Source organism: Anabaenopsis arnoldii (genome assembly GCF_028331025.1).
GTDB lineage: Bacteria > Cyanobacteriota > Cyanobacteriia > Cyanobacteriales > Nostocaceae > Anabaenopsis > Anabaenopsis arnoldii.
Map to the genome: position 1 here is coordinate 1 of NZ_JAQMUH010000117.1, position 18,988 is coordinate 18,988.

Genomic DNA, 18,988 nt, shown 5'->3' on the forward strand with positions numbered 1-18,988 from the left:
AAAGTAGGTAAGGTCACGGGCAGAACACCCGTTTATAGGCTCTATGTGGAAGTACAGTAATGTATGTAGCAAAGGAGTACTAATAGACCGAGGGCTTGACCTCATCACTCTGGTTTTCGCGTTACTTGCAGTCTTCAGGGTATCTGACCCACTATTCTTTCCTGGTGTCTATGGCGCGGTGGAACCACACTGATCCCTTCCCGAACTCAGAGGTGAAACGCTGCAGCGGCCACGATAGTTGAGGGGTAGCCCTCCGCAAAAATAGCTCGATGCCAGGTTTATTTTTCTACGAATACCATAGATAAGAGCCTCTTCTACTATTGAAGGGGCTTTTGTTTTTTTTCTTGGCTTATTTTCCTTTAGGTAGGTATAGAGGTAAAATGCTTATGGTTGAAGAAATTCATAAAATTTTATTATTTTAAGAATAATCATTGTAGTCTACCTTGAGAACCTCTAACATGGAATGGGGATGGGACACAGACAAAAATATGCTTGATGATCTTTTTATTCCTTTTTTAGGTAAAAAAATTGGAATTTTGGGTCATGATAATGGTGGTAAGTCAGTGCTTTTCCAACTAATTCACAGCCAGACAATAGAACCAAGTCCTGGATCTACTGACAAACCAGAACAGAGGAAAACGCTGAAGATCAATTTTGAGTATAAATGTGTTCAGAAATCAATATTAATAGAGGTACTTATTGATACACCTGGCGACAAAGCGAGACCGTATACGCGAAAAGAAGTATTTCAAAAACAGGATTATATTATCTATCTTCTCAGAAGCGATCTAGTCTTGGCTCGCAATCACAACATAGCCGTTACAGAAGACATGAATCGGGCTAGGTTGTCTGTTAAAAATTGCTTAAAGCAAGATTTTAGTAATTTTCAAGAATGGGCTAAAGATGATTTTCTGTTTAAAAGTAAAAAACAGTTGATTATTGTTGGCAATCATTTCGCCCAGAGCGCAGATCAGAAAATAGTCATCCCTGTATCTGATGAAAGAGCTACTGAAGATTTTTTTGTTCCTAATTTCTTAGATGAATCAATCAAAGAAGATTATTCTAGAGAATTCAAGACAATCATATCAGAAATCATAGGTACAAAACTATTCTATGATGTGCGATTCGTAGTTGGAAGTCTGGCTGCCAATAATCTGGGTAACCAATTGGTACTAAGTATTTTTAATGAGCTAATATAGGATATTAAAATGGCTTGTTTAGCATTTTATGTTCAAAATTTTAATAAAGATATTCCAACTGTCATCTTTAAAAACTCAAGAAGAATTGAAGCTTTTGAGGGAGAAGGTCAGGATATAATTCGGAAAATAGATGATCTCGCTCTCCATGGTTCCGAGTTAGTTAATGAATCAAATGTACGTATAATACATAAAAAAAATGCGGAATTTTATGTTGAATTAATCACTGAACAGTTAGATGTATCTGGTCGTCCTGCAAAAATCGGTATTTACGGTAGGAAACCTAGTTTATCTTGGGAATATAGTTTTGAAGACTGGGTTTTTGATATTTTTGACAGAGTTAAGGAGTTTTCAATTGAAGTTGACCGCTCAGTTAAACAAGAACAGTTACGCATCATACGCTCAGGGCTAAAGTCTATTTACTATCAACATAAAATTAAAGCTCAGGTTATGCTCATAGTAAAGCTTGCTCTGGGTTCTTTTATACCCATTTTAGTAGGTTTATTATTAGGAATTTCCCCATTTATCGATGTTAAAAGCAGTTTATTCTTAAGTGGTATTATTGGTATTAATAATATTTTTCTAATTCTCTTAATACAGGATAAAGTTTAATGTCAAAAAAGATTATTCAAGACCGTATTGAGAGGGTTCCTGTTGATAACCCAGACGAGCGCGAGATAATCATAGTTGTATCTAATTTTGACAGAGAAAGGCTTGAGTATCCTGAACCTGGAAATAAAACATTTGAGAATATGGGAGGAGTTTGTTTTGTCCGAGATGATATTGAATTTTATGATCAAAATAGTCAAGAATTCTTAAAAGTTTTGAAGGAGCAGGGTCTTTTGAGAGTCGGGAATATTCTGCTTCAAACTAAGTATGGGTATCAGTATCCAAATAAGAAATATAAGGAGCTTTCAAACAGACTTCATCAAAGGTTTCAGCGTCCATATTATTTGCAAGCAGAAGCACTTCGTGAGCATTCAATAGACAGAAAGTATAACTGCTATCTTCATGTCTGTACTCTTCTGGGGGCGAAAAAAGTTTCTATAAATATCATTGATCAAAAGCACAGTAGTTCAGCAAACCGCTTAGGATTAAATCTTCTTGGGAATTTTCCCATAAAAACTAGTGGGGATTCTTCCGCTCAGGAAATAATTGAATATTATCGCTCAAGAACAAGGAAAATGGCGGGAAGTTTACCAAACATCGAGGAGGCTGAAAGGTACGTTGAAGGTGAATTGTTACAAGAGGATGAAGATATTAGCAACTTGATTAATGCTCGTAAATTAGCTTTGAGAAGGTATAGCGAATTTACTAACCCAATAACAGAAGAAAACTTCCGACTAGATTTGTTTAGTCAGGTGACAACAGTGTTAAGTCTGGGAGCAAAAATAGAGTTTCCTCAGTATCTTTCATCTTTGAATTTAAACCTGAATAAATATGTGAAAAAAATTCAAAAGTTTACTTTAGATGTAAAAGTATCTTTCCCCCCTTCAGTAGGACAATAGCAATCCTCTCTGGAGATTGCAAGTTTATAAATTATCTAGAATAGGCTGTAAATAGCTTGTGTACAGGTCATCTCGTGGAGACCTGATTTTGATTCATAATGCTATGTGATATGTAAAGCTACAAATTTAATTACATCTCCTAACCCTTGTTGAGTCTTCAGGTTGCTGAAAATAAAAGGTTTATCACCGCGCATTTTCTGAGTGTCTCGTTTCATGATATCTAAATCTGCTCCGACATAGGGCGCAAGGTCAATTTTATTAATCACTAACAAGTCAGATTTAGTAATACCAGGTCCACCCTTGCGGGGAATTTTATCACCAGCAGCCACATCGATGACATAGATTGTTAAATCTACTAGTTCTGGACTAAAGGTAGCTGCTAAGTTATCACCGCCACTTTCTAAAAATACTAAATCTAAATTAGTAAATTGGTTTTCTAATTGTTCAATAGCAGCCAAATTCATAGAAGCATCTTCCCGAATTGCTGTATGGGGACAACCTCCAGTTTCTACCCCTAAGATGCGATCGCTAGTCAAGGCCTGAGAACGTACCAAAAACTGAGCATCCTCTTGGGTATAAATATCATTCGTGACTACCGCCAGCTGATACTGCTCACGCAAAGTCTTACACAAAGCATCGACTAAGGCGGTTTTCCCCGAACCCACCGGGCCTGCTACTCCTACACGCAATGCACTCATTATTTTTGTATCTAACTCCTAAACAACCTTGTATACTGGGTTTCGTGCTGCATACTAGCTAAGGATAAACCCCAGCTACAACAACTGAGGTCGTCATCCTCTAAGGCCAATATTTCCCTCACAGCGGCGCTGATTAATGGTTGTAACTCTAACAATAATTCTTGTCCCGCAGTTTGACCCAGGGGAATGAGTTTCACTCCCCCTGTAATTAAATTACTAGCCCAACTATGTAAATATGCCAGTAAAGCAGCTTGATGGTTGATCTCCCAATGAGCCACAGCAATCCCAAAGGCGATCGCATAATTGACAGGATTACCCACAGCACTCACTAAAGGCGTGATATCCGGTTCTAGTTTACCCAACAACTGAGTTAGCGATCGCCCCATTTGCCAACCAGAAGCGCGCAATTCCGCGGTTTCTCTAGCAGCAGATAACCACACATTCCAACGACATAAAGCCGATACATCCCCAATACTAGCGGATTCCTGAGCACGTACCATCACCGCAGCATCTAACCGAATTGCACCATAACGCAGTTCCCCCTCCAACCAATGTTTCAGGGTGGTTGGACTGGAAACAGTGCCATTTTCCACCAGCCTTTCTAAGCCTTCAGAATAGCTATATGCTCCCACAGGTAACCCTGGACTTGCTAACTGTAATATAGATAGGAAATTGGCATCAGTGAGAGTAATGGTGTCCATAAGCGCCTAATTCCGGCTGAAATGGTAGGGTTTCCTCTATAACTTCTAGTCCCAGTTGTTCTAGCATTGTGCGTAAAACTGAATCTGGTAATAAGCGTAAATAGCTAGAAGTAATTTCTACAGGTACATGGCGATTTCCCAAATGGTATACTGCCCGCATTAATAAAAGTGGCGTTGGTGCCAAAACAGTTAACACTGTTTCTGGTTTAGCAGTAATTCTGACTTTTTCCTTGTGGGTTTCGCTTTGCAAAATATCACCATCTTGCAGTATTACCCCTCTGGGTAAACGCGTAAATATAACTTGACCATCTTCGGTTTCCCAACGATGGCGAACGCGGGTGCGTTCTTCCGCAGTCAGTGGGAGGGTGAAACTGACAGATGCATCAGGATTAGGCGGTTGACGTTGGGTGAATATCAACATAGTAATTATTGTCACCCCCTATTTAATCAAACAGACACCAAGCGTCGCAAAGATTCAGCCCGGCGCTTGGCAATGGTATTATTGGGAGCAATTTTTAATGCTTGCTCATACATTTCCAGGGCTTGAGCAGTTAATTTTTTGCGTTCGTAGGCGTGTCCGAGGTTATTCAGTGCTGTTACATAGTCTTGTTGATGTTTGAGAGCTTCTTTATACTGACGAATTGCTAAGTCATATTGCTCTTGGCTGAAATAAACATAGCCTAAGCCGTTGTAAATAGGGGCGGTAATATCTTCTTCTTCCTCCTCAGCAGCTTTCAGAGCTTTTTGAAACAGTACCACCGCCTGAGAAAATAACTTTTTTTCCGAATAGATACTAGCTAACTCATAATATTCTTGAGCCGTACCCTTTTGGTTCTCTAATTTTTTGCGTAATCTGGATAAGGCACTTTCACGCCTGCGAGTTTTGAAAATTTGGCGGAAAACATTCACAACTGCGAATGAAAGCAGACCGACGAAAATTGACAGATAAATAATGACTAAATTTTGATCCATTGTCTGGAAATACAAATATTAAAATTTCACACTTCTGTATCTATTATGGGACACTGGGAAGATGAGGTAAATATTTCTTTACTTACGGTAAGCCCCAATAGTTCACACGTTCTTTGAGCCAACCATCTGCTGTATATTGGGCGATCGCTTGATTAACTTGTCTTCTTAACTGATCATACTGCAATCCCTTGGGCATCACTACAGATAAAGGTTCTGTAGATAGCTTGGTCGGTAACAGTCTGTATTGGGGATATTCTTGTACCCAACCGCTCAGAACACTAGCATCCGCAGCAAAGGCTACCACTGTATTATTTTCTGTCAGCCGCCGCGCCGACTCATATGAACTAACTCCCACTAACTCCGCCTTCGGCACATAGTAACGTATGTCAGCAATTGTGCTGGAGTCATTGATTACCGCCACTTTGCGGTTGGCTAAATCACCCAACTTACTCACAGACGTATCTTTTGTTACTACAAAAGTGCCGTCATAATAGTAAGGAACACTGAGACTGACTACACGCGATCGCGATTCCGTTGCTGTTACCCTAGCGATGGCTAAATCCACTTTCTTGTTTAAGACTACAGACAAGCGATCGCTGTTGGCTACCGGTTGTAACCTGACAGCATCTGGTTTACCTAACAAATCAAACCCCAGACGCTTTGCCAAGTCAATTTCCAACCCTTGTAAATTACCGTCAACATCTCTAAATCCCAAAGGGCGTAAGTTATCTTTAACGGCAATAGTCAAATAACCTCGACGCTGGATTTCTGGCATTTGAGACCCATTTGCCATAAATCCCCAGTAAAAACAGACAATACAAACAATAGTAGCGGATAATACCAGATGTAACTGATTAATTTTTAGCCATCTGTTACATCGGTTATTCATCCGTTACCACCCTTATCCTTTAGCCTGTAGTGCTAACTCAGCTACTTTACCAAATGCAGCAGGATCTAGGACTGCCAATTGTGCCAACATTTTGCGATTGAGTTGAATATCAGCTTTTTTGAGATTGCCCATTAACTGACTGTAACTCAAACCATGTTGCCTAGCAGCGGCATTGATGCGGGTAATCCACAGACGGCGAAAATCGCGCTTTTTCTTTTTGCGATCACGATAAGCACTCCGTAGCGCCTTCATCACCTGTTGATTAGCGGTTCTAAACAGAGTTGAGTGAGAACCACGAAACCCCTTAGCTAGTTTGAGAATTTTATTGCGGCGTTTACGAGCTACATTACCGCGTTTTACCCTTGTCATAATTTATTTCCTGAACAATTTACAAATAAGGAAGCATCAACCGCACATTGTCTTCATCCCGTTCGTGTACCAGTGCAGTTTTGGACAGGTTACGCTTTTTGTTAGAAGATTTGTGTTCTAAAAGGTGGCTTTTAAAAGCTTTGCGACGGACAATTTTACCGCTACCAGTGGCACGGAATCGCTTCGCCGCTGCTTTACGAGTCTTGAGTTTAGGCATGGTCTAACGTTAATTCGACACAATCCATAATTATATACTATTTCCTGAAATCTTCTGGCAAATCAACTACACATTCAGGAAACTGGCGTTGTAATGCCACAAAAACAGGACAAGGCGGTTCTGCTTGTAAATTTTCTGGGTTACTCCAGGAAAAAGGCGCTTGTTGTGATGCAGACATCCATAACAAGCGCTTTGCTCGTGTCATAGCCACATAGAGTAAACGGTATTCCTCAGACATTTTTAAATGTTCTGCTTCTTCCCACGCCTGGTACACATTAGGTATATGAGATTTACCATGTAGCGCCGTGCGAATTTGGGCGCGGGCAACTTCCGATAAAGTAAACTTACCTAAAAACTGGCTTTTGGGAGCAACCCAAAACTTACCAGGAATTGACTTTTCATGTAGAAACGGAATAAATACATAGTCCCAATCTAACCCCTTCGCTTTGTGCATAGTGATAATGGTCAATTGACCCGGACGAGTATAACGGCCTTCCAAATCATCGGTTTCCACTGGTTCAAACCGTTCAGAATTGACAATTTCACTTAAAGCCCCCAGCATTGCTTCCATAGAATTATGGTCAGTTACTTGCTGATTTACCCGTTCCGCGAGTTTATCAGCACTTGCCAATTCCGCTTGTTCATAGTTTAAAGTTAAAGCCACAAAGGAAATCAGATCATACAAGGGCAATTCCAAAGGAGCGCGAAGTAAACTACGACACAGATGCGCTGCTTTTTGTAGTGCCTCTACCCGGGGTGCTGCTAAGGGACTGGGATATAAAAATTCTTCTGGTAGACTAGCTAGAGGGTTGAGGTCTTGGGTAGGAATCAATTGACGTTGTACCAACACCTCCAAAGCAGCCTTGAGATAGTCAGAAGAATGGGGGCGATGGCAAAATTGCAATAATGCCAAAACTTCCTTGGGAACATGAGAACGGCGATCGCTTTCACCTACATCATAAAGTTTAATTTTATGATCCTGACACACAGGTTCGAGCCTCTGTGTTAACCAGCGTCCTTGGCGATTTTCTCGCACCAGAATTGCTGCACTCATATTGTGAGGATTTTCAGCAAACAACTCCACCACTCTTTGAGACAGTAATTCGACTGTATGATCAATATCCCGCGGTTTATAAAGCTCTAATCCCCTTCCTGTGGGTACTGGATTAGCATTTTTTTGGGGGTCGCCGGTATTAACAGGGCGGATTTTTTGCTCACTAAAGGGCAATTGCCGATTTTTGCGCTGATAAAACCCGTTTACCCATTCTAGAGCATAGTTGGCAGCAGCAATGATGATTCTGTTACTGCGTCCAGCTTGATCCATATTTGCTAGTTTGCCCAAGCCATGGCAAAATTGGCAAAACTCCCGGAAATATATCGGATCTGCCGGGGTAAAAGTCGAGTTAATCGCCTGATTCGGATCACCAACACGCACTAAGTTACCTGGAGAGTAGGGATTAGTCGGTGAATAATTATCTCCCTCAACACCGGCTAAAATCTCTAACAGCTTCGTCTGTAAAGGACTAGAATCTTGGGCTTCATCCTCAAATACACCTAAAACTTGGTTTTGTTCGATGGTACGGGCGCTATGGTTTTCCAGAACACGAATCGCCGCCAGGATCATATCATCGTAGTCAATGAAATCATGCGATCGCATGAGATTCTCATATTCTTCATACAATCCCGCAGCTATCCGTAAAGTTACGTATTTATCTGTTATTTTTTCAGTCCACCCTCTGAGTTGGTCTGGTTTGATTCCAGAACTTTTAGCCTCATGAATGACGGTGGTGGCTAAGTCTGGTAAAACTTCCGTGCGCAAAACTGACTGACGACGTAATTTTTCTGTCTCTTCCCCGTCAAATTGCTCACCCTCTAGCAACCGGACATAAAGTTCCGGATGATTATTAATCCATTGCTCTACTGCTTTACGTACAAACCGGTGGCTTTGATTAGGAGTAATTAACGTGACATTATCTAAATCTAAACCAGACAAATCAGGGTAACGGCTAGCAATATTCAAAGCTAGACCATGTAAAGTATAAACAGCAAAGCCCGACTGAGGTAGAGATAAATCTTTTAAGTATTGGCAAATTTTTGTTTTAATATTGGCAGCAGCCGAACGAGTAAAAGTTACAACTACAACCTGACGACGGTCAAACACACCAGACTGAGCATAAACTTGGTACTGACGAGCGATCGCCATCGCTGCTGCTGCAGCCATACCAGTAGATTTACCAGCCCCCGGAACCGCCGAAACAGCCAGGAGTCCTGAAGTCCAATCAGCCATTTGCTGTTGTCCTGGGCGCAGAGTGTTACGGACTCCCCAAATCTTTCCTTGTAACTGAGACTGAATAAATTCCCCAGAGAAATTAGGACTAAGTTCAGAATTTAACATAAAAATTGAGATTTAAAAAGCACAGTAGTTTTATGTATCAGATCATCTCCCAACTGCAAAAACTGCATCAAGGTTTGACAAATAGGCAACCATATCTAAATTATTATCTAGGATTAGCTGCAATCATCGCCCTGAGTACCGTCTTACGCTTTCAGAATTTAGACTTAAAACCTCTGTGGATGGACGAGGTAATTACAGCTATTTTCAGTTTAGGGAAAAATTATGATCAATTGCCCTTAGATATCTTATTCCCACTGCAAAGAGTCCCAGAAATTTTTACTTACCAGTCTGGGGTTACTTGTGATCAAATTGCTGCAAATCTAACCCATCAGTCTACCCATCCTCCATTATTTTTTTGTGGAATGTACAGCTGGTTAGGGTGGATGACTCCCTTGGGTTCAGAGTGGGTAACAAAATTGCGATCGCTACCGGCCTTATTTGGCGTGGGTACCATTGTCGGGATTTATTTTGTCAACCGCACTGCTTTTTCTCCCGCATCGGGAATCATCGCCGCATTAATCATGGCTGTTTCTCCCTTTGCTGTTTACCTTTCCCAAGAAGCACGTCATTATACCATGCCCATGTTCCTCATCACTTTAGCATTATGGGGACTAATGGAAATTCAGCGGGATATTTTAGATAATAAACGCCTGAGATGGTGGGTTGTGCTCTTATGGTCAATTGCGAATATTATTGGTCTTTATACTCACTACTTTTTTATTTTGGCGTTCATTGCTGAAATTATCACACTAATCTTATTAATCTATTGGTGTAAAACTTCGATATTCAAAAACAGCTTAATTATAGCAACTACTGGGGTGGTAATTAGTTTTATTCCCTGGATGCCGGTAATGTTGAATCATTTTCAGAGTTCAGCCACCAACTGGTTACCTGCTACTATGCACATCTCCCCAGTATATAACACCTTAATTAGTTGGATTTTAATGGTAATTGCTCTACCTGTGGAAAATCAGCCTTTAGTAATTACAGTTATCTGTGGCTTTTTCATGGTAACTTTTGCCATTTGGGTAGGTTTGCAAGTATGGAAGGGTTTAAAAACTGTCTATTTACAAAAGACAACCCATTTATCAATCTTAACCCTGGCCACTTTTATGATTGTGGTGTTAATGCAGTTTTTTGCTATAGCCTACTTATTTGGTAAAGATATAACTGCTATTCCCCGCTATAACTTTGTTTATTATCCCAGTTTTTGCGCTTTGTTGGCAGCTAGTATTGGCAAAAATCACCAGTCAAAATTGATAATTTTGTTGGTGGGGGTTCTCAGTTGTGTGTTTGTAGTTTCTAATTTATTCTTTCAAAAGCCGTTCCTACCTGAACAAGTTGCGCAAAACATGAATTTAGAACCATCTGCGCCCATCATGCTAGTGGTAGGATATAGCAATTATCAGGATGTGGCATTGGGATTAGGTTTTGCTTTAGCATTAGAAAAACTGAGGAATAATACCAACAGTTTCAATCAATTTGATACTGTGGGTTTTTTAGAAAAATCTCCCCATTCACCTCCCTTGTGGGAGAAACTTGATCAAATGCCAACACTGGGAATATCTCAGATAAATTTATGGATAGTTGGCCCGGGAATGATCAGGAAGAGTTATCCCCAGCAGTTGGGGCTGTTTGGGGATAGTATTTGTAATATAGACACTGCACAGCACCATCGGATAGGTATTCCCTATCAACTTTACCGCTGTCAGAAAATTAGACAAGTTACAGGGGCGGCGATCACTGCCCCATCTGCATCTTTGAATACTCGTGGTATGATTAAACCACCAATTGTGGGAGGAATGGGCTAAGTAGACCCACGGATGCTCGGCGCACAGAGGTTGCATCGGCCGCATCTATAATTCCGTTGTTGGTAGCGTCTCCTATAATCAGGGGATCAGTCACAGGGAAAGCTCTAAATCCTGAATCAAGTCCCACATTTACCCGAGAAATTAAGGCCGCATCTGTAGAAAGATAGCCTTCTGTTTTGGTCGTATCTCCCACTAATGCTACCAGCTGTACTGCACTGTCTCCTACTAAGCCCGCACCGGGAAGTATTTGCAGTACACCTTTAGCACCGTAGGTTGCTGTCTGCTGAAGTTGAGCATTCAAGGTGATTAAGTCGGTACTAGCATTGAGGGCAGGTCCGCTGAGGGTAAACTGAGCTTGTCCTGGTGTATTGAAGTCAGAATTTAAATTCCAACCCGATGCGACTACATTTGCTCCTGTAATAGCCAGCAGGTCTGGGTCATATTGCAAGGTAAAGCTAATGTTGTCTACACCACCGGGATTGGTGATGCGGATGGGTAAAGGATTGAATTGACCACCCCCACGTATGTTTACTTCTTGACCAGGGGCGCGGCTAAAGTCAGGTAAGGTGAGGACTGGTACTGTGGGGCTATTGACGGTAAATTCCCGAACAAAGTTACCACCTGGGAAACCATCTTCATTACCATCAAGTAAGCGTCCGTTCGTGCTGACGAAACCATCACTACGGCTCTCCAGGGTCAGGGTGTAATTACCAGGTGCTAGAATGTCACCTGTTTTAACGAAAGTCAGGGCGTTGTCAGTCTCATCCCAAATGAGTGAACCATTGATAATATTGCCTTCACTATCGGTGAGGGTGAGGTCTGGTAGGTCTGTAACTGGGGCGAGTGGGTTGGCTAAGTCTAATCCTGTGTAAAGGTTGAGAACACTGAGATTGACGTCATCATTGAATGTCAAGACAAAGCCACTGGAATTAGTCTGAAAGTTATTGACTTGCAAAGCTTCCATCCTATCAACAGTTATGCTGGTATCAGCTTGAGTGGGGATGACTTCAGTTAAACCTAAATTATCCTGAGCCAGACTATAGAAAGCATATGTACGACCCACTTCACCGTTATAGATAGCAGATGTTTGAGTAATGCCCTGTTGCCAGATAGTAAAGTCACCATTATCTATAGCTACATAGATATCATAGGAGGCAATGCCACTACCGTTATCTGTACCCGTCCAAGATACAGTAAAGTTAGGCTCATTACTGTTGGCTGGTAAAGGGTTAACTTGGCTGACGGGGATGTCACTATCTAAGGTGTTAAAGACTGGATTAGTGAGGAGGGGAGTTTGATTGTTAAAGGTGATGCTCCCTTGGGCATCGATGCGGGTATTATTAGTAATATTGCTTAGGGGTTGGATGCTGTAACTGACAAATCCCCGTCCGGCTCCGTTAGAGTCGTTAGGAGGTAAAAAGCCTTGGGTAGTATTATCTACAGGGTTGCCAGTTAAGGGGTCAATGGCGGTGAATGTCCAAGTTACAATACCAGTGGCTACATCTAACCCAGCATTGACATCGACAAACACACCGCGAGTGTCCCGCAGGTCGAGGCGTTGATTATAATTTTGTACGCCGTTGGTAACTAGGGTAATATCTCCAAAGCCAAGGTTATTTAAGGTGAAGGTATTAAAGTCTAGGTCTGTGTCTAGTTGTTGGCTGATGGTAACTTGGGCAACAGGTGTGGTTTCAGCTTCAGCGTTATTACTGAAGCGGATAGTATAGGGAATAATTGCTCCGGCGGTTAAATAATGTTCAGTACCGAAACCGTCGGGATTCACCAGGGTATTGGGAGCGCTGACCGTAGTCAGTCGTTGTTCTGTAACAGCACCTTGGATAAATTGCAGGTCGCCATTGGTGATAAAAATATCTAGGATGACATCTTCTAGGATATCTGGATCTGTAATTCCGGCATCGCGGGCAATTTGTTCAGCGGCGGCCCGTTGTTCGGGGGTGAGGGTAGCTGCTGTGACAATATTCCGGGGGTAGGTTAGGTCTGTGAAGGTATTAGTATCTTGTCCTGGGGCGTAGTCAAAGAGGGATTCGCCTTGAACAATGCGCCAACTGTTGCCATAGTCGCCGTAAAGTTGTTCATTAGAGATACTTCCGCCAATGACCGTACCATCCCGGAGGTTAAATTCATCATTGCGGTTATTGTTAAAGTTACCCAGGAGTCCTACCACTTTACCTTGGCGGTTATCTGCTAAACCAAGGTTAATATTTAGGAAGCTCCCATTATGTTTTACCTGGATGAGGTCGTTATTGGCGGTGATAATTCTGTATTGATTCCCTTCTCTAGTGATGAGGTTTTGACCGACTGCGTAAACTGCGCTATTGGGAAGGGTGACGGTGGTACCGTTAATTAGGAGGGGTTCTGCTTGGTTGGCGTAAATGGCGATGCGTTGGTCGCCGAGTTTGATCGCAATGGCGGTGTTGATAGAAACGCTGGTACTGTTTCCCCACGGTTGTTGGCGGGTTTGGATTTCCAATTCATCGGTGGTGGATTTAACGAGGGTAAATTCTCCCACTGCTTGGAAGTCGTAGCCTAAACCGTCGAGGGTATCTAGGTGGGGGTCATTCCATGTGCCGCCTTTAAGTCTTCCTAAAAGTTCTCCTAATAATTGACCGACTACATTATTAAATAAATTACCAGCAGAAAGCCCTTTTCCTAAAGCCAAACCACTCCTATTTAACCCTCTAACAGTTCTATTGAAGGTTATACTCGGCTGCTTCCCAAATCCGGCTACACCTTTTCCTTTAAAACCGGATACACTGGGGATGAGGCCGCCAACAGCCCCAATTGCAATTGCACTTCCAAGTCCTTCAACAGTTACCCCTGTTCCATTCTCAATGACATAACCCAGTGCTCCTGTTACCCCTCCTAAACCTACAGATAAACTGTTTGCCACTAAACCGGTTGCTCCACTCGCCGCGATTAGAGTCGCTCCAGCACCAAAAGCCGCCCCTGATATACCAGCACCCGCTAAACCACTAAGAGTAAAATTTCCTGCTATTGTTGAACTAACTGCATATATACCTGCATTGGAAATTCCTCCCAGCACGGCGCCAGCAGCAATGAGTGGAACAGGGGCTAAAAGTCCAGAAGGGTCGGTATAACTAACTGGATTATTGAAAACGTATCTATAAAAATTCGCATCTCCCGCATTCAATCCAATCGGATCAACAGCTGTAAACCTGCCCAAACCACTATCATAAAACCTTGCTCGCATGAAATCGAGTCCATTACCCTCATCCATGACACCCCATTGACCGACATATTCAAAGGGGTTAGCAACGCCTTCAACTTTGGTTAAATCTTCCCCAAAAGGCAAATAACTGTAACGGTTAACATAACTCCCATCATTAGTCGTTAACCCTATGGTTGAACCCAAAGCATCGGCATCATAATAGTAACTATTACTATCACTCACCCGACTCACTAAACCGATGCCATGATGATAAACAGTAACCAAATTACCATTACCATCATATTCCCCCACAATATCCCCTAACCCCGCCGGGTCAAGTAAATATTCCGTGCGTTGACCATTGATAATAGTAGCAACCCGGTTTCCTAAACCATCATATTCATATTCCCACCTACTACCATCAGCCGTCTCCACCTCCACTAACCGATTTTCCACATCATAGGTGTAGGTGGTAGTCTGTCCCCCTTCATTCTTTTGAATTAAATTTCCATCCCGATCATAGGTGTAGACAGCATTACCAACACGAGTATACTGATTGAGATTATTACTGCTGTAACCTGTGGTTATCCCACTATCTGTTACCGCAATCCGATTACCTGCCCCATCATAGGTATAGTTGATAGTACGATTATCCGGTGTCACCACAGAGGTTAACTGTCCAACGGCATCATAACCATACTGGAAAATTCCCTCTAGGGTGGTCATGGTGATACGCCGCCCTAAATTATCATAGCTATACTCAAACCTAGAATTTACGGCGTTATCAGCTTTGTAGTTGATTAAACGGCTTAATTGACTTTCTTGGTTATACTCATAGGTGGTATAGGTGCCATTGCCGTTAGTTTCTTTAATTAAACGCCCCAGAATATCATAGTCATAGCTAATAATGCCTTGTCCCGTAACATCGGTTAAAGTTTTTAACCGTCCCAGGTTGTCATAGCCATAATTTACCGTATACCCATCCTGGGAAACTAATCTAGTCCTTTGACCATCGGCATTGTAGGTGTAGCTTAATGTCCGTCCTGTGGGGTATGTAACTTTTGTAACTTGGTCAGCACCATCATACTCCATGGTAATGCTACCTGTGGCATCGGTGACAGTTGTAAGATTACCCCTGGTATCATAGATATAGCTAACCCCAGAACCATCAGGGTATTGTTTTGCCGTCAGTAGCCCGTCTTGATTATAGGTATATTGAATCCCATTACCTCGACGGTTGACAAAACTGGTAAGATTACCCAAATCGTCAATAATAAACTGTTCCCTACTGCCATCAGGGTATGTGATTAGAGTCAGATTCCCCCTGTCATCGTAGGTATAATTAACACTGTTACCTCTGGGGTCTGTAAACCCTGTGAGTTGATTAAAGGTGCTATCGTAGGTAAAATTAACGTTTTGATTGAGTAAATTTGTCTGTCTGCTTAAATTGCCTGTACTGTCGTAACTATAACTAGACTGACCACCATTAGGCAGAGTAGCACTAATCAAATTACCATCGGCATCATAGCGAAATAGGAGATTTTGATTATTAACCCCCCGAATTTGTGCGCCATTACCTCGGTCATCTAAAAGGATAGTTTGGGATGTGCCTGTACTATCAGTAATGGTGACACCACCAACACTATCATAGCTGTAGGTCAGACTTAGCCCCTCTTCATTGGTGTATTCTCTAATTAAACGACCTTGGTTATCGTATTCAAAGTTACGCTGATAGCCCAGTTCGGATGTGACTGACAACAGAGAATACTTTTTCCCCGCTACATCGCTGGTATCGTAAGTATAGGCGATGGTTCCCTGATCACTGGTGACAGATAGCAGGGCTTCCCCAGTGGTATCATAAGTGTAATTGGTAACTTGCCCAGTGGAATCGGTAATCTGGCTAATACGTCCTTGGGGATTGTAATCTAAGGTCAATGTATCCCCATTGGTATGAACTAATTGAGTCAGTCGATTATCAGCATATTCCAGGGTGATACGATTACCGTTAGGGTCTTCTACATAACTAAGTTGACCATCCCTATTAAACAGCGAAACAATACCATTAACTTCCCTTAACCGATATTCACCATTAACAATAGTTACCACAGCGCCACCGGCTTCTGTATAACTACCGTCTGTTTGTTGCTCAAAAGCCCGCTGTAAGTCTCCCACACTGCGGATAACCACATTACCTTGATTGTCAGTTGTAGCGCGTAAATCCCACTCACTCGCCCAACCCCGTCCTAAAGCTCCTAAATTGTAGCGTTCAGCAATGGATTGATAGAAGGTACGATTAAAGGTTAAAGATAGTCCAGGGGCAGCATCTACTACATCGGTGCTACTGATTAAACTCACGTTAGTGAGAGTGTTGACTGCTTGTATCCACTCAAAGGCAAATAACCGGTTTAAATTATTAGTGGGTTGTCCAAGTTGACTTAAATAATTAGCATTTTCTGCCATTACAGCTTGAAACTGTCCCGCAGTTGTACCAAAAACAGCGGTTAAATTACTCCAAATGGCATCCCAAGCGGCATCATTAATAAAACTATAATCAGCGCGGGATTCTGCCTTAATACTAGCCCAATTAATGATTTCATCAGGCTGTACTTGTTCCACTGTGAAGGAAATCAAACCGTTACCACTGGGAGTATAGGTAAAGGAAAATTGTTCTGTTTGTCCTGGGGTTAAAATTCCTACCGGTCCATTGCCACCAGTGGCTAAACTTAAATTCAGGAGTTGGCGTAGGGTAGCACTGACAGTATTGTCTTCTGGGTAATTAACTTGGGCATTAGTGGGTACTATTCTTAGCAGGGGTGCAATAACATCTGTTTGTCCCACATTGGTATAGGTGACAATAGCCACACCAGAGGATGGATAACTCAACTGCACCCGAAGATTACCGGGTAGATTATTAGTAACGGTGAAAGCACTATTAGCGGCGGCTGTTTTCACACCATCGCTAATTTCCACATTATATCTGCCAGGGGTTAAGCCCTGTAAATCAAAGGTTGCCCAAGTCTCATTATCATTCACCCAATAAACTTTAGTAGCTTCTTTTTCACTGCCATCGGTAGCCACTAGGCTGACTTTATCGGTGGGGGAGAACTTTTGACCTACTATGATAATGGTAGTTTGCCCTTGATTACTACCTATAGCCCCACGGGGAAATCCTGATATGGCAAGACCATCATCATCAATAATAGTGAGGGGAGCGGTGTTTTGCTTGCCAATAGTTGCGCCGCCGGTGGGGGTAGTGAGGCTTAACTGGATTGTCTCGTCAAGTTCTGAGATATTGTCATTGACAATGGGAATATTAACAGCTTTAATGGTTTGCCCATCAGCAAAATTAACGGTAATGGTAGTGTTGTTATAATCATTGGGCGCTTTAGCCGTGCCATCTTTGAAGTTAATAGTGGCACTTACCACCCCATCACTTCCCCCTGTGCGAGTCACAGTGACGGTAGTAACCGGTGTTCCATCTTCATTAACAGTAAATTGAGGGGCGCTGAAACTTAAAGTACCTGGTATGGGGTTAATAATTTGAGTGGAAGTTCTTAGGGCAGTAGCAGCAACCTGTCTATTGCCTAGGTTATCAGTGGCTAAACTATAAAAAGTGTAGGTCTTACCTGTTTCACCAGTATAAATGGCGTTATTTATAGTTACATTGGTTAACCATGGAGTAAACACACCGCCATCAACGGATACAAATACATCATAGTTTCTAATACCACTGCGATCCGTTGCTCCCCATGTGACATTGATACTATTGCCTACAGTTCTTGGAGGTAAAGCACTAACGCCACCCGATGGGGGAGTAATATCTAATTGTTCAGGTTCACCGGAGCCAAAACGAGTAGTTGTGATGTAGGTGGTAGATGCTCCTGGAGCTAATTCAAAAACGTTTCTTAAAGCTAGGGCTAAGTCATACTCTGAATCTCTATCAACAAAGCCATCAGAGTTACTGTCACCCTGCACGATGATATTTTGTAAGTTACTTCCCCCTAGAACATTAGACCTTAAACTACTGTATCCATCTATTTCCCAACGATTTGTGGTGGGAATAGTCCCACCTGTACCAGTAATACCAAAAAAAGTTGTATCTGTCTCTCCAGTTCCCCCAGCATCAGTTTCAAATATAATTTCTACACCCCGCTGAATGATTCTACCGCCGCCGTCAATCAAACTCCCATCAAAGTTTAAATCTCCATCTACGTAACGTACTAAATCAAATCTGATGGGTTGATCAGTGATGTTGGTAATACTATAGACTTGATCTAATCTTGCACCCGTCCTAACTTCACCCTCTCTATTAAAGCTATCTTGAACAATTTGCTCTAGTTGAAACTGGAGTCCGTTAATAGTAAAGGCACTATTTGCAGTGGTGTCTGTAGAACTAGTAAACGCCTCATCGTTAGTCTGAGATAGAGCTAACTCAATACGTTGACCAGTTGTACCATCCCCCGCAATAATTCCTAGGGCAATGAAGGATAAATAAGTTGTACTAGCAGGTCCTATACTCCCAACAGGATCATAAACACCAGCCTGTCCGCCAACACCAGAACTACCAAAACGACCAAGTTCATCTACAGTAACTTCAAGTCCACCATCTCCAGGAGCGGTTTGAATGGTTCTCATAGGTTATAGGGTTCCTTTTAGTTTTATGGGTTAATTTTTTCAAACTTGTACTAGACCAACTCAAGTGGTAGCGTTACCACCAGCACAGCTTTGATACAGGCTCAATCTATATACGAAGTAGAATCAGATCATGCTGCAAAATGCTGGGAGTTTTTTGCCACACTCATATCAGACAGATTAAACAAGGGACTAATCGCCTTGCGTACAAAAAACTATCAGAAATTACAATCAGACACATCCTACCAAGTAACCCATAATTACTTTAGTCTGGGTATAAAAAATTAATAAATTTTCATATTTAGTATCGGCTAAGTATTGGTTAGGACATGACTTTTGACAAATCTGGTAATAATTGCTGTTTCCAGACTTTACTAAAAGTATGTAAGAAAAGCGATCGCATACTCTTG

Annotated in this window: 13 protein-coding genes and 2 rRNA genes; 6 read left to right on the plus strand and 9 right to left on the minus strand. The window is 42.0% G+C overall.

Annotation, left to right across the window (positions count from 1 at the left end; translation table 11 throughout):
• The 5 genes from PN457_RS10495 to PN457_RS10515 form a co-directional block, all read left to right on the plus strand.
• Nucleotides 1-103, plus strand: a 23S ribosomal RNA gene (locus PN457_RS10495); the annotation flags it as partial.
• 57 nt (nt 104-160) lie between these two features.
• A 5S ribosomal RNA gene (gene rrf, locus PN457_RS10500) occupies nt 161-278 on the plus strand.
• A gap of 180 nt (nt 279-458) precedes the next feature.
• Nucleotides 459-1,199 carry a GTPase gene (locus PN457_RS10505; RefSeq protein WP_271733225.1) on the plus strand — a complete coding sequence of 247 codons (741 nt, stop codon included), beginning with the start codon at nt 459-461 and terminating at the stop codon, nt 1,197-1,199.
• 9 nt (nt 1,200-1,208) lie between these two features.
• Nucleotides 1,209-1,808, plus strand: coding sequence for a hypothetical protein (locus PN457_RS10510; RefSeq protein ID WP_271733226.1), 600 nt, complete (start codon nt 1,209-1,211; stop codon nt 1,806-1,808).
• Nucleotides 1,808-2,704, plus strand: coding sequence for a hypothetical protein (locus PN457_RS10515; RefSeq protein ID WP_271733227.1), 897 nt, complete (start codon nt 1,808-1,810; stop codon nt 2,702-2,704). The genes PN457_RS10510 and PN457_RS10515 overlap by 1 nt, the downstream gene beginning before the upstream one ends.
• A 101-nt stretch (nt 2,705-2,805) precedes the next feature.
• Here PN457_RS10515 and ureG read toward each other — a convergent pair whose 3' ends face one another.
• The 8 genes from ureG to PN457_RS10555 all read right to left on the minus strand — a co-directional run bounded on the left by ureG (nt 2,806) and on the right by PN457_RS10555 (nt 8,945).
• Nucleotides 2,806-3,402, minus strand: coding sequence for an urease accessory protein UreG (gene ureG / locus PN457_RS10520; protein WP_271733228.1), 597 nt, complete (start codon nt 3,400-3,402; stop codon nt 2,806-2,808).
• An 11-nt stretch (nt 3,403-3,413) separates the two neighbouring features.
• Complete coding sequence (locus tag PN457_RS10525; RefSeq protein WP_271733229.1) at nt 3,414-4,103, minus strand: urease accessory protein UreF; 690 nt, start codon at nt 4,101-4,103, stop codon at nt 3,414-3,416.
• Nucleotides 4,081-4,524, minus strand: coding sequence for an urease accessory protein UreE (gene ureE / locus PN457_RS10530; protein ID WP_271733230.1), 444 nt, complete (start codon nt 4,522-4,524; stop codon nt 4,081-4,083). Before ureE ends, PN457_RS10525 begins: the two co-directional genes overlap by 23 nt.
• 26 nt (nt 4,525-4,550) lie before the next feature.
• Nucleotides 4,551-5,075, minus strand: coding sequence for a tetratricopeptide repeat protein (locus tag PN457_RS10535; protein ID WP_271733231.1), 525 nt, complete (start codon nt 5,073-5,075; stop codon nt 4,551-4,553).
• A gap of 82 nt (nt 5,076-5,157) precedes the next feature.
• Complete coding sequence (locus tag PN457_RS10540; RefSeq protein WP_271733232.1) at nt 5,158-5,964, minus strand: transporter substrate-binding domain-containing protein; 807 nt, start codon at nt 5,962-5,964, stop codon at nt 5,158-5,160.
• 12 nt (nt 5,965-5,976) lie between these two features.
• Nucleotides 5,977-6,333: a 50S ribosomal protein L20 gene (rplT, locus tag PN457_RS10545; protein WP_271733233.1), complete on the minus strand. Its 357-nt coding sequence runs from the start codon at nt 6,331-6,333 to the stop codon at nt 5,977-5,979.
• A 19-nt stretch (nt 6,334-6,352) separates the two neighbouring features.
• Nucleotides 6,353-6,550 (minus strand): 50S ribosomal protein L35, encoded by a 198-nt coding sequence (rpmI, locus tag PN457_RS10550; protein ID WP_271733234.1) that lies wholly within the window; start codon nt 6,548-6,550, stop codon nt 6,353-6,355.
• Nucleotides 6,551-6,587: 37 nt separating this feature from the next.
• On the minus strand, nt 6,588-8,945 hold the full coding sequence (locus PN457_RS10555) for an ATP-dependent helicase (RefSeq protein ID WP_271733235.1): 2,358 nt from the start codon (nt 8,943-8,945) through the stop codon (nt 6,588-6,590).
• Between the two features lie 32 nt (nt 8,946-8,977).
• On the opposite strand from PN457_RS10555, the gene PN457_RS10560 reads away from it, so the two are divergent.
• Entirely contained in the window at nt 8,978-10,756 is a 1,779-nt protein-coding gene (locus PN457_RS10560) for a glycosyltransferase family 39 protein (RefSeq protein WP_271733236.1), read from the plus strand.
• Here the strand turns inward: PN457_RS10560 and PN457_RS10565 are convergent.
• Nucleotides 10,725-18,581 (minus strand): Calx-beta domain-containing protein, encoded by a 7,857-nt coding sequence (locus tag PN457_RS10565; RefSeq protein WP_271733237.1) that lies wholly within the window; start codon nt 18,579-18,581, stop codon nt 10,725-10,727. The two genes, PN457_RS10560 and PN457_RS10565, sit on opposite strands and share 32 nt — an antisense overlap.
• Nucleotides 18,582-18,988: the final 407 nt, after the last annotated feature.

Coding starts and splice junctions, on each gene's coding strand:
- PN457_RS10505 (WP_271733225.1), top strand. CDS start 459: ATGGAATGGGGATGGGACACAGACAAAAATATGCTTGATGATCTTTTT.
- PN457_RS10510 (WP_271733226.1), top strand. CDS start 1,209: ATGGCTTGTTTAGCATTTTATGTTCAAAATTTTAATAAAGATATTCCA.
- PN457_RS10515 (WP_271733227.1), top strand. CDS start 1,808: ATGTCAAAAAAGATTATTCAAGACCGTATTGAGAGGGTTCCTGTTGAT.
- ureG (WP_271733228.1), bottom strand. CDS start 3,402: ATGAGTGCATTGCGTGTAGGAGTAGCAGGCCCGGTGGGTTCGGGGAAA.
- PN457_RS10525 (WP_271733229.1), bottom strand. CDS start 4,103: ATGGACACCATTACTCTCACTGATGCCAATTTCCTATCTATATTACAG.
- ureE (WP_271733230.1), bottom strand. CDS start 4,524: ATGTTGATATTCACCCAACGTCAACCGCCTAATCCTGATGCATCTGTC.
- PN457_RS10535 (WP_271733231.1), bottom strand. CDS start 5,075: ATGGATCAAAATTTAGTCATTATTTATCTGTCAATTTTCGTCGGTCTG.
- PN457_RS10540 (WP_271733232.1), bottom strand. CDS start 5,964: ATGAATAACCGATGTAACAGATGGCTAAAAATTAATCAGTTACATCTG.
- rplT (WP_271733233.1), bottom strand. CDS start 6,333: ATGACAAGGGTAAAACGCGGTAATGTAGCTCGTAAACGCCGCAATAAA.
- rpmI (WP_271733234.1), bottom strand. CDS start 6,550: ATGCCTAAACTCAAGACTCGTAAAGCAGCGGCGAAGCGATTCCGTGCC.
- PN457_RS10555 (WP_271733235.1), bottom strand. CDS start 8,945: ATGTTAAATTCTGAACTTAGTCCTAATTTCTCTGGGGAATTTATTCAG.
- PN457_RS10560 (WP_271733236.1), top strand. CDS start 8,978: ATGTATCAGATCATCTCCCAACTGCAAAAACTGCATCAAGGTTTGACA.
- PN457_RS10565 (WP_271733237.1), bottom strand. CDS start 18,581: ATGAGAACCATTCAAACCGCTCCTGGAGATGGTGGACTTGAAGTTACT.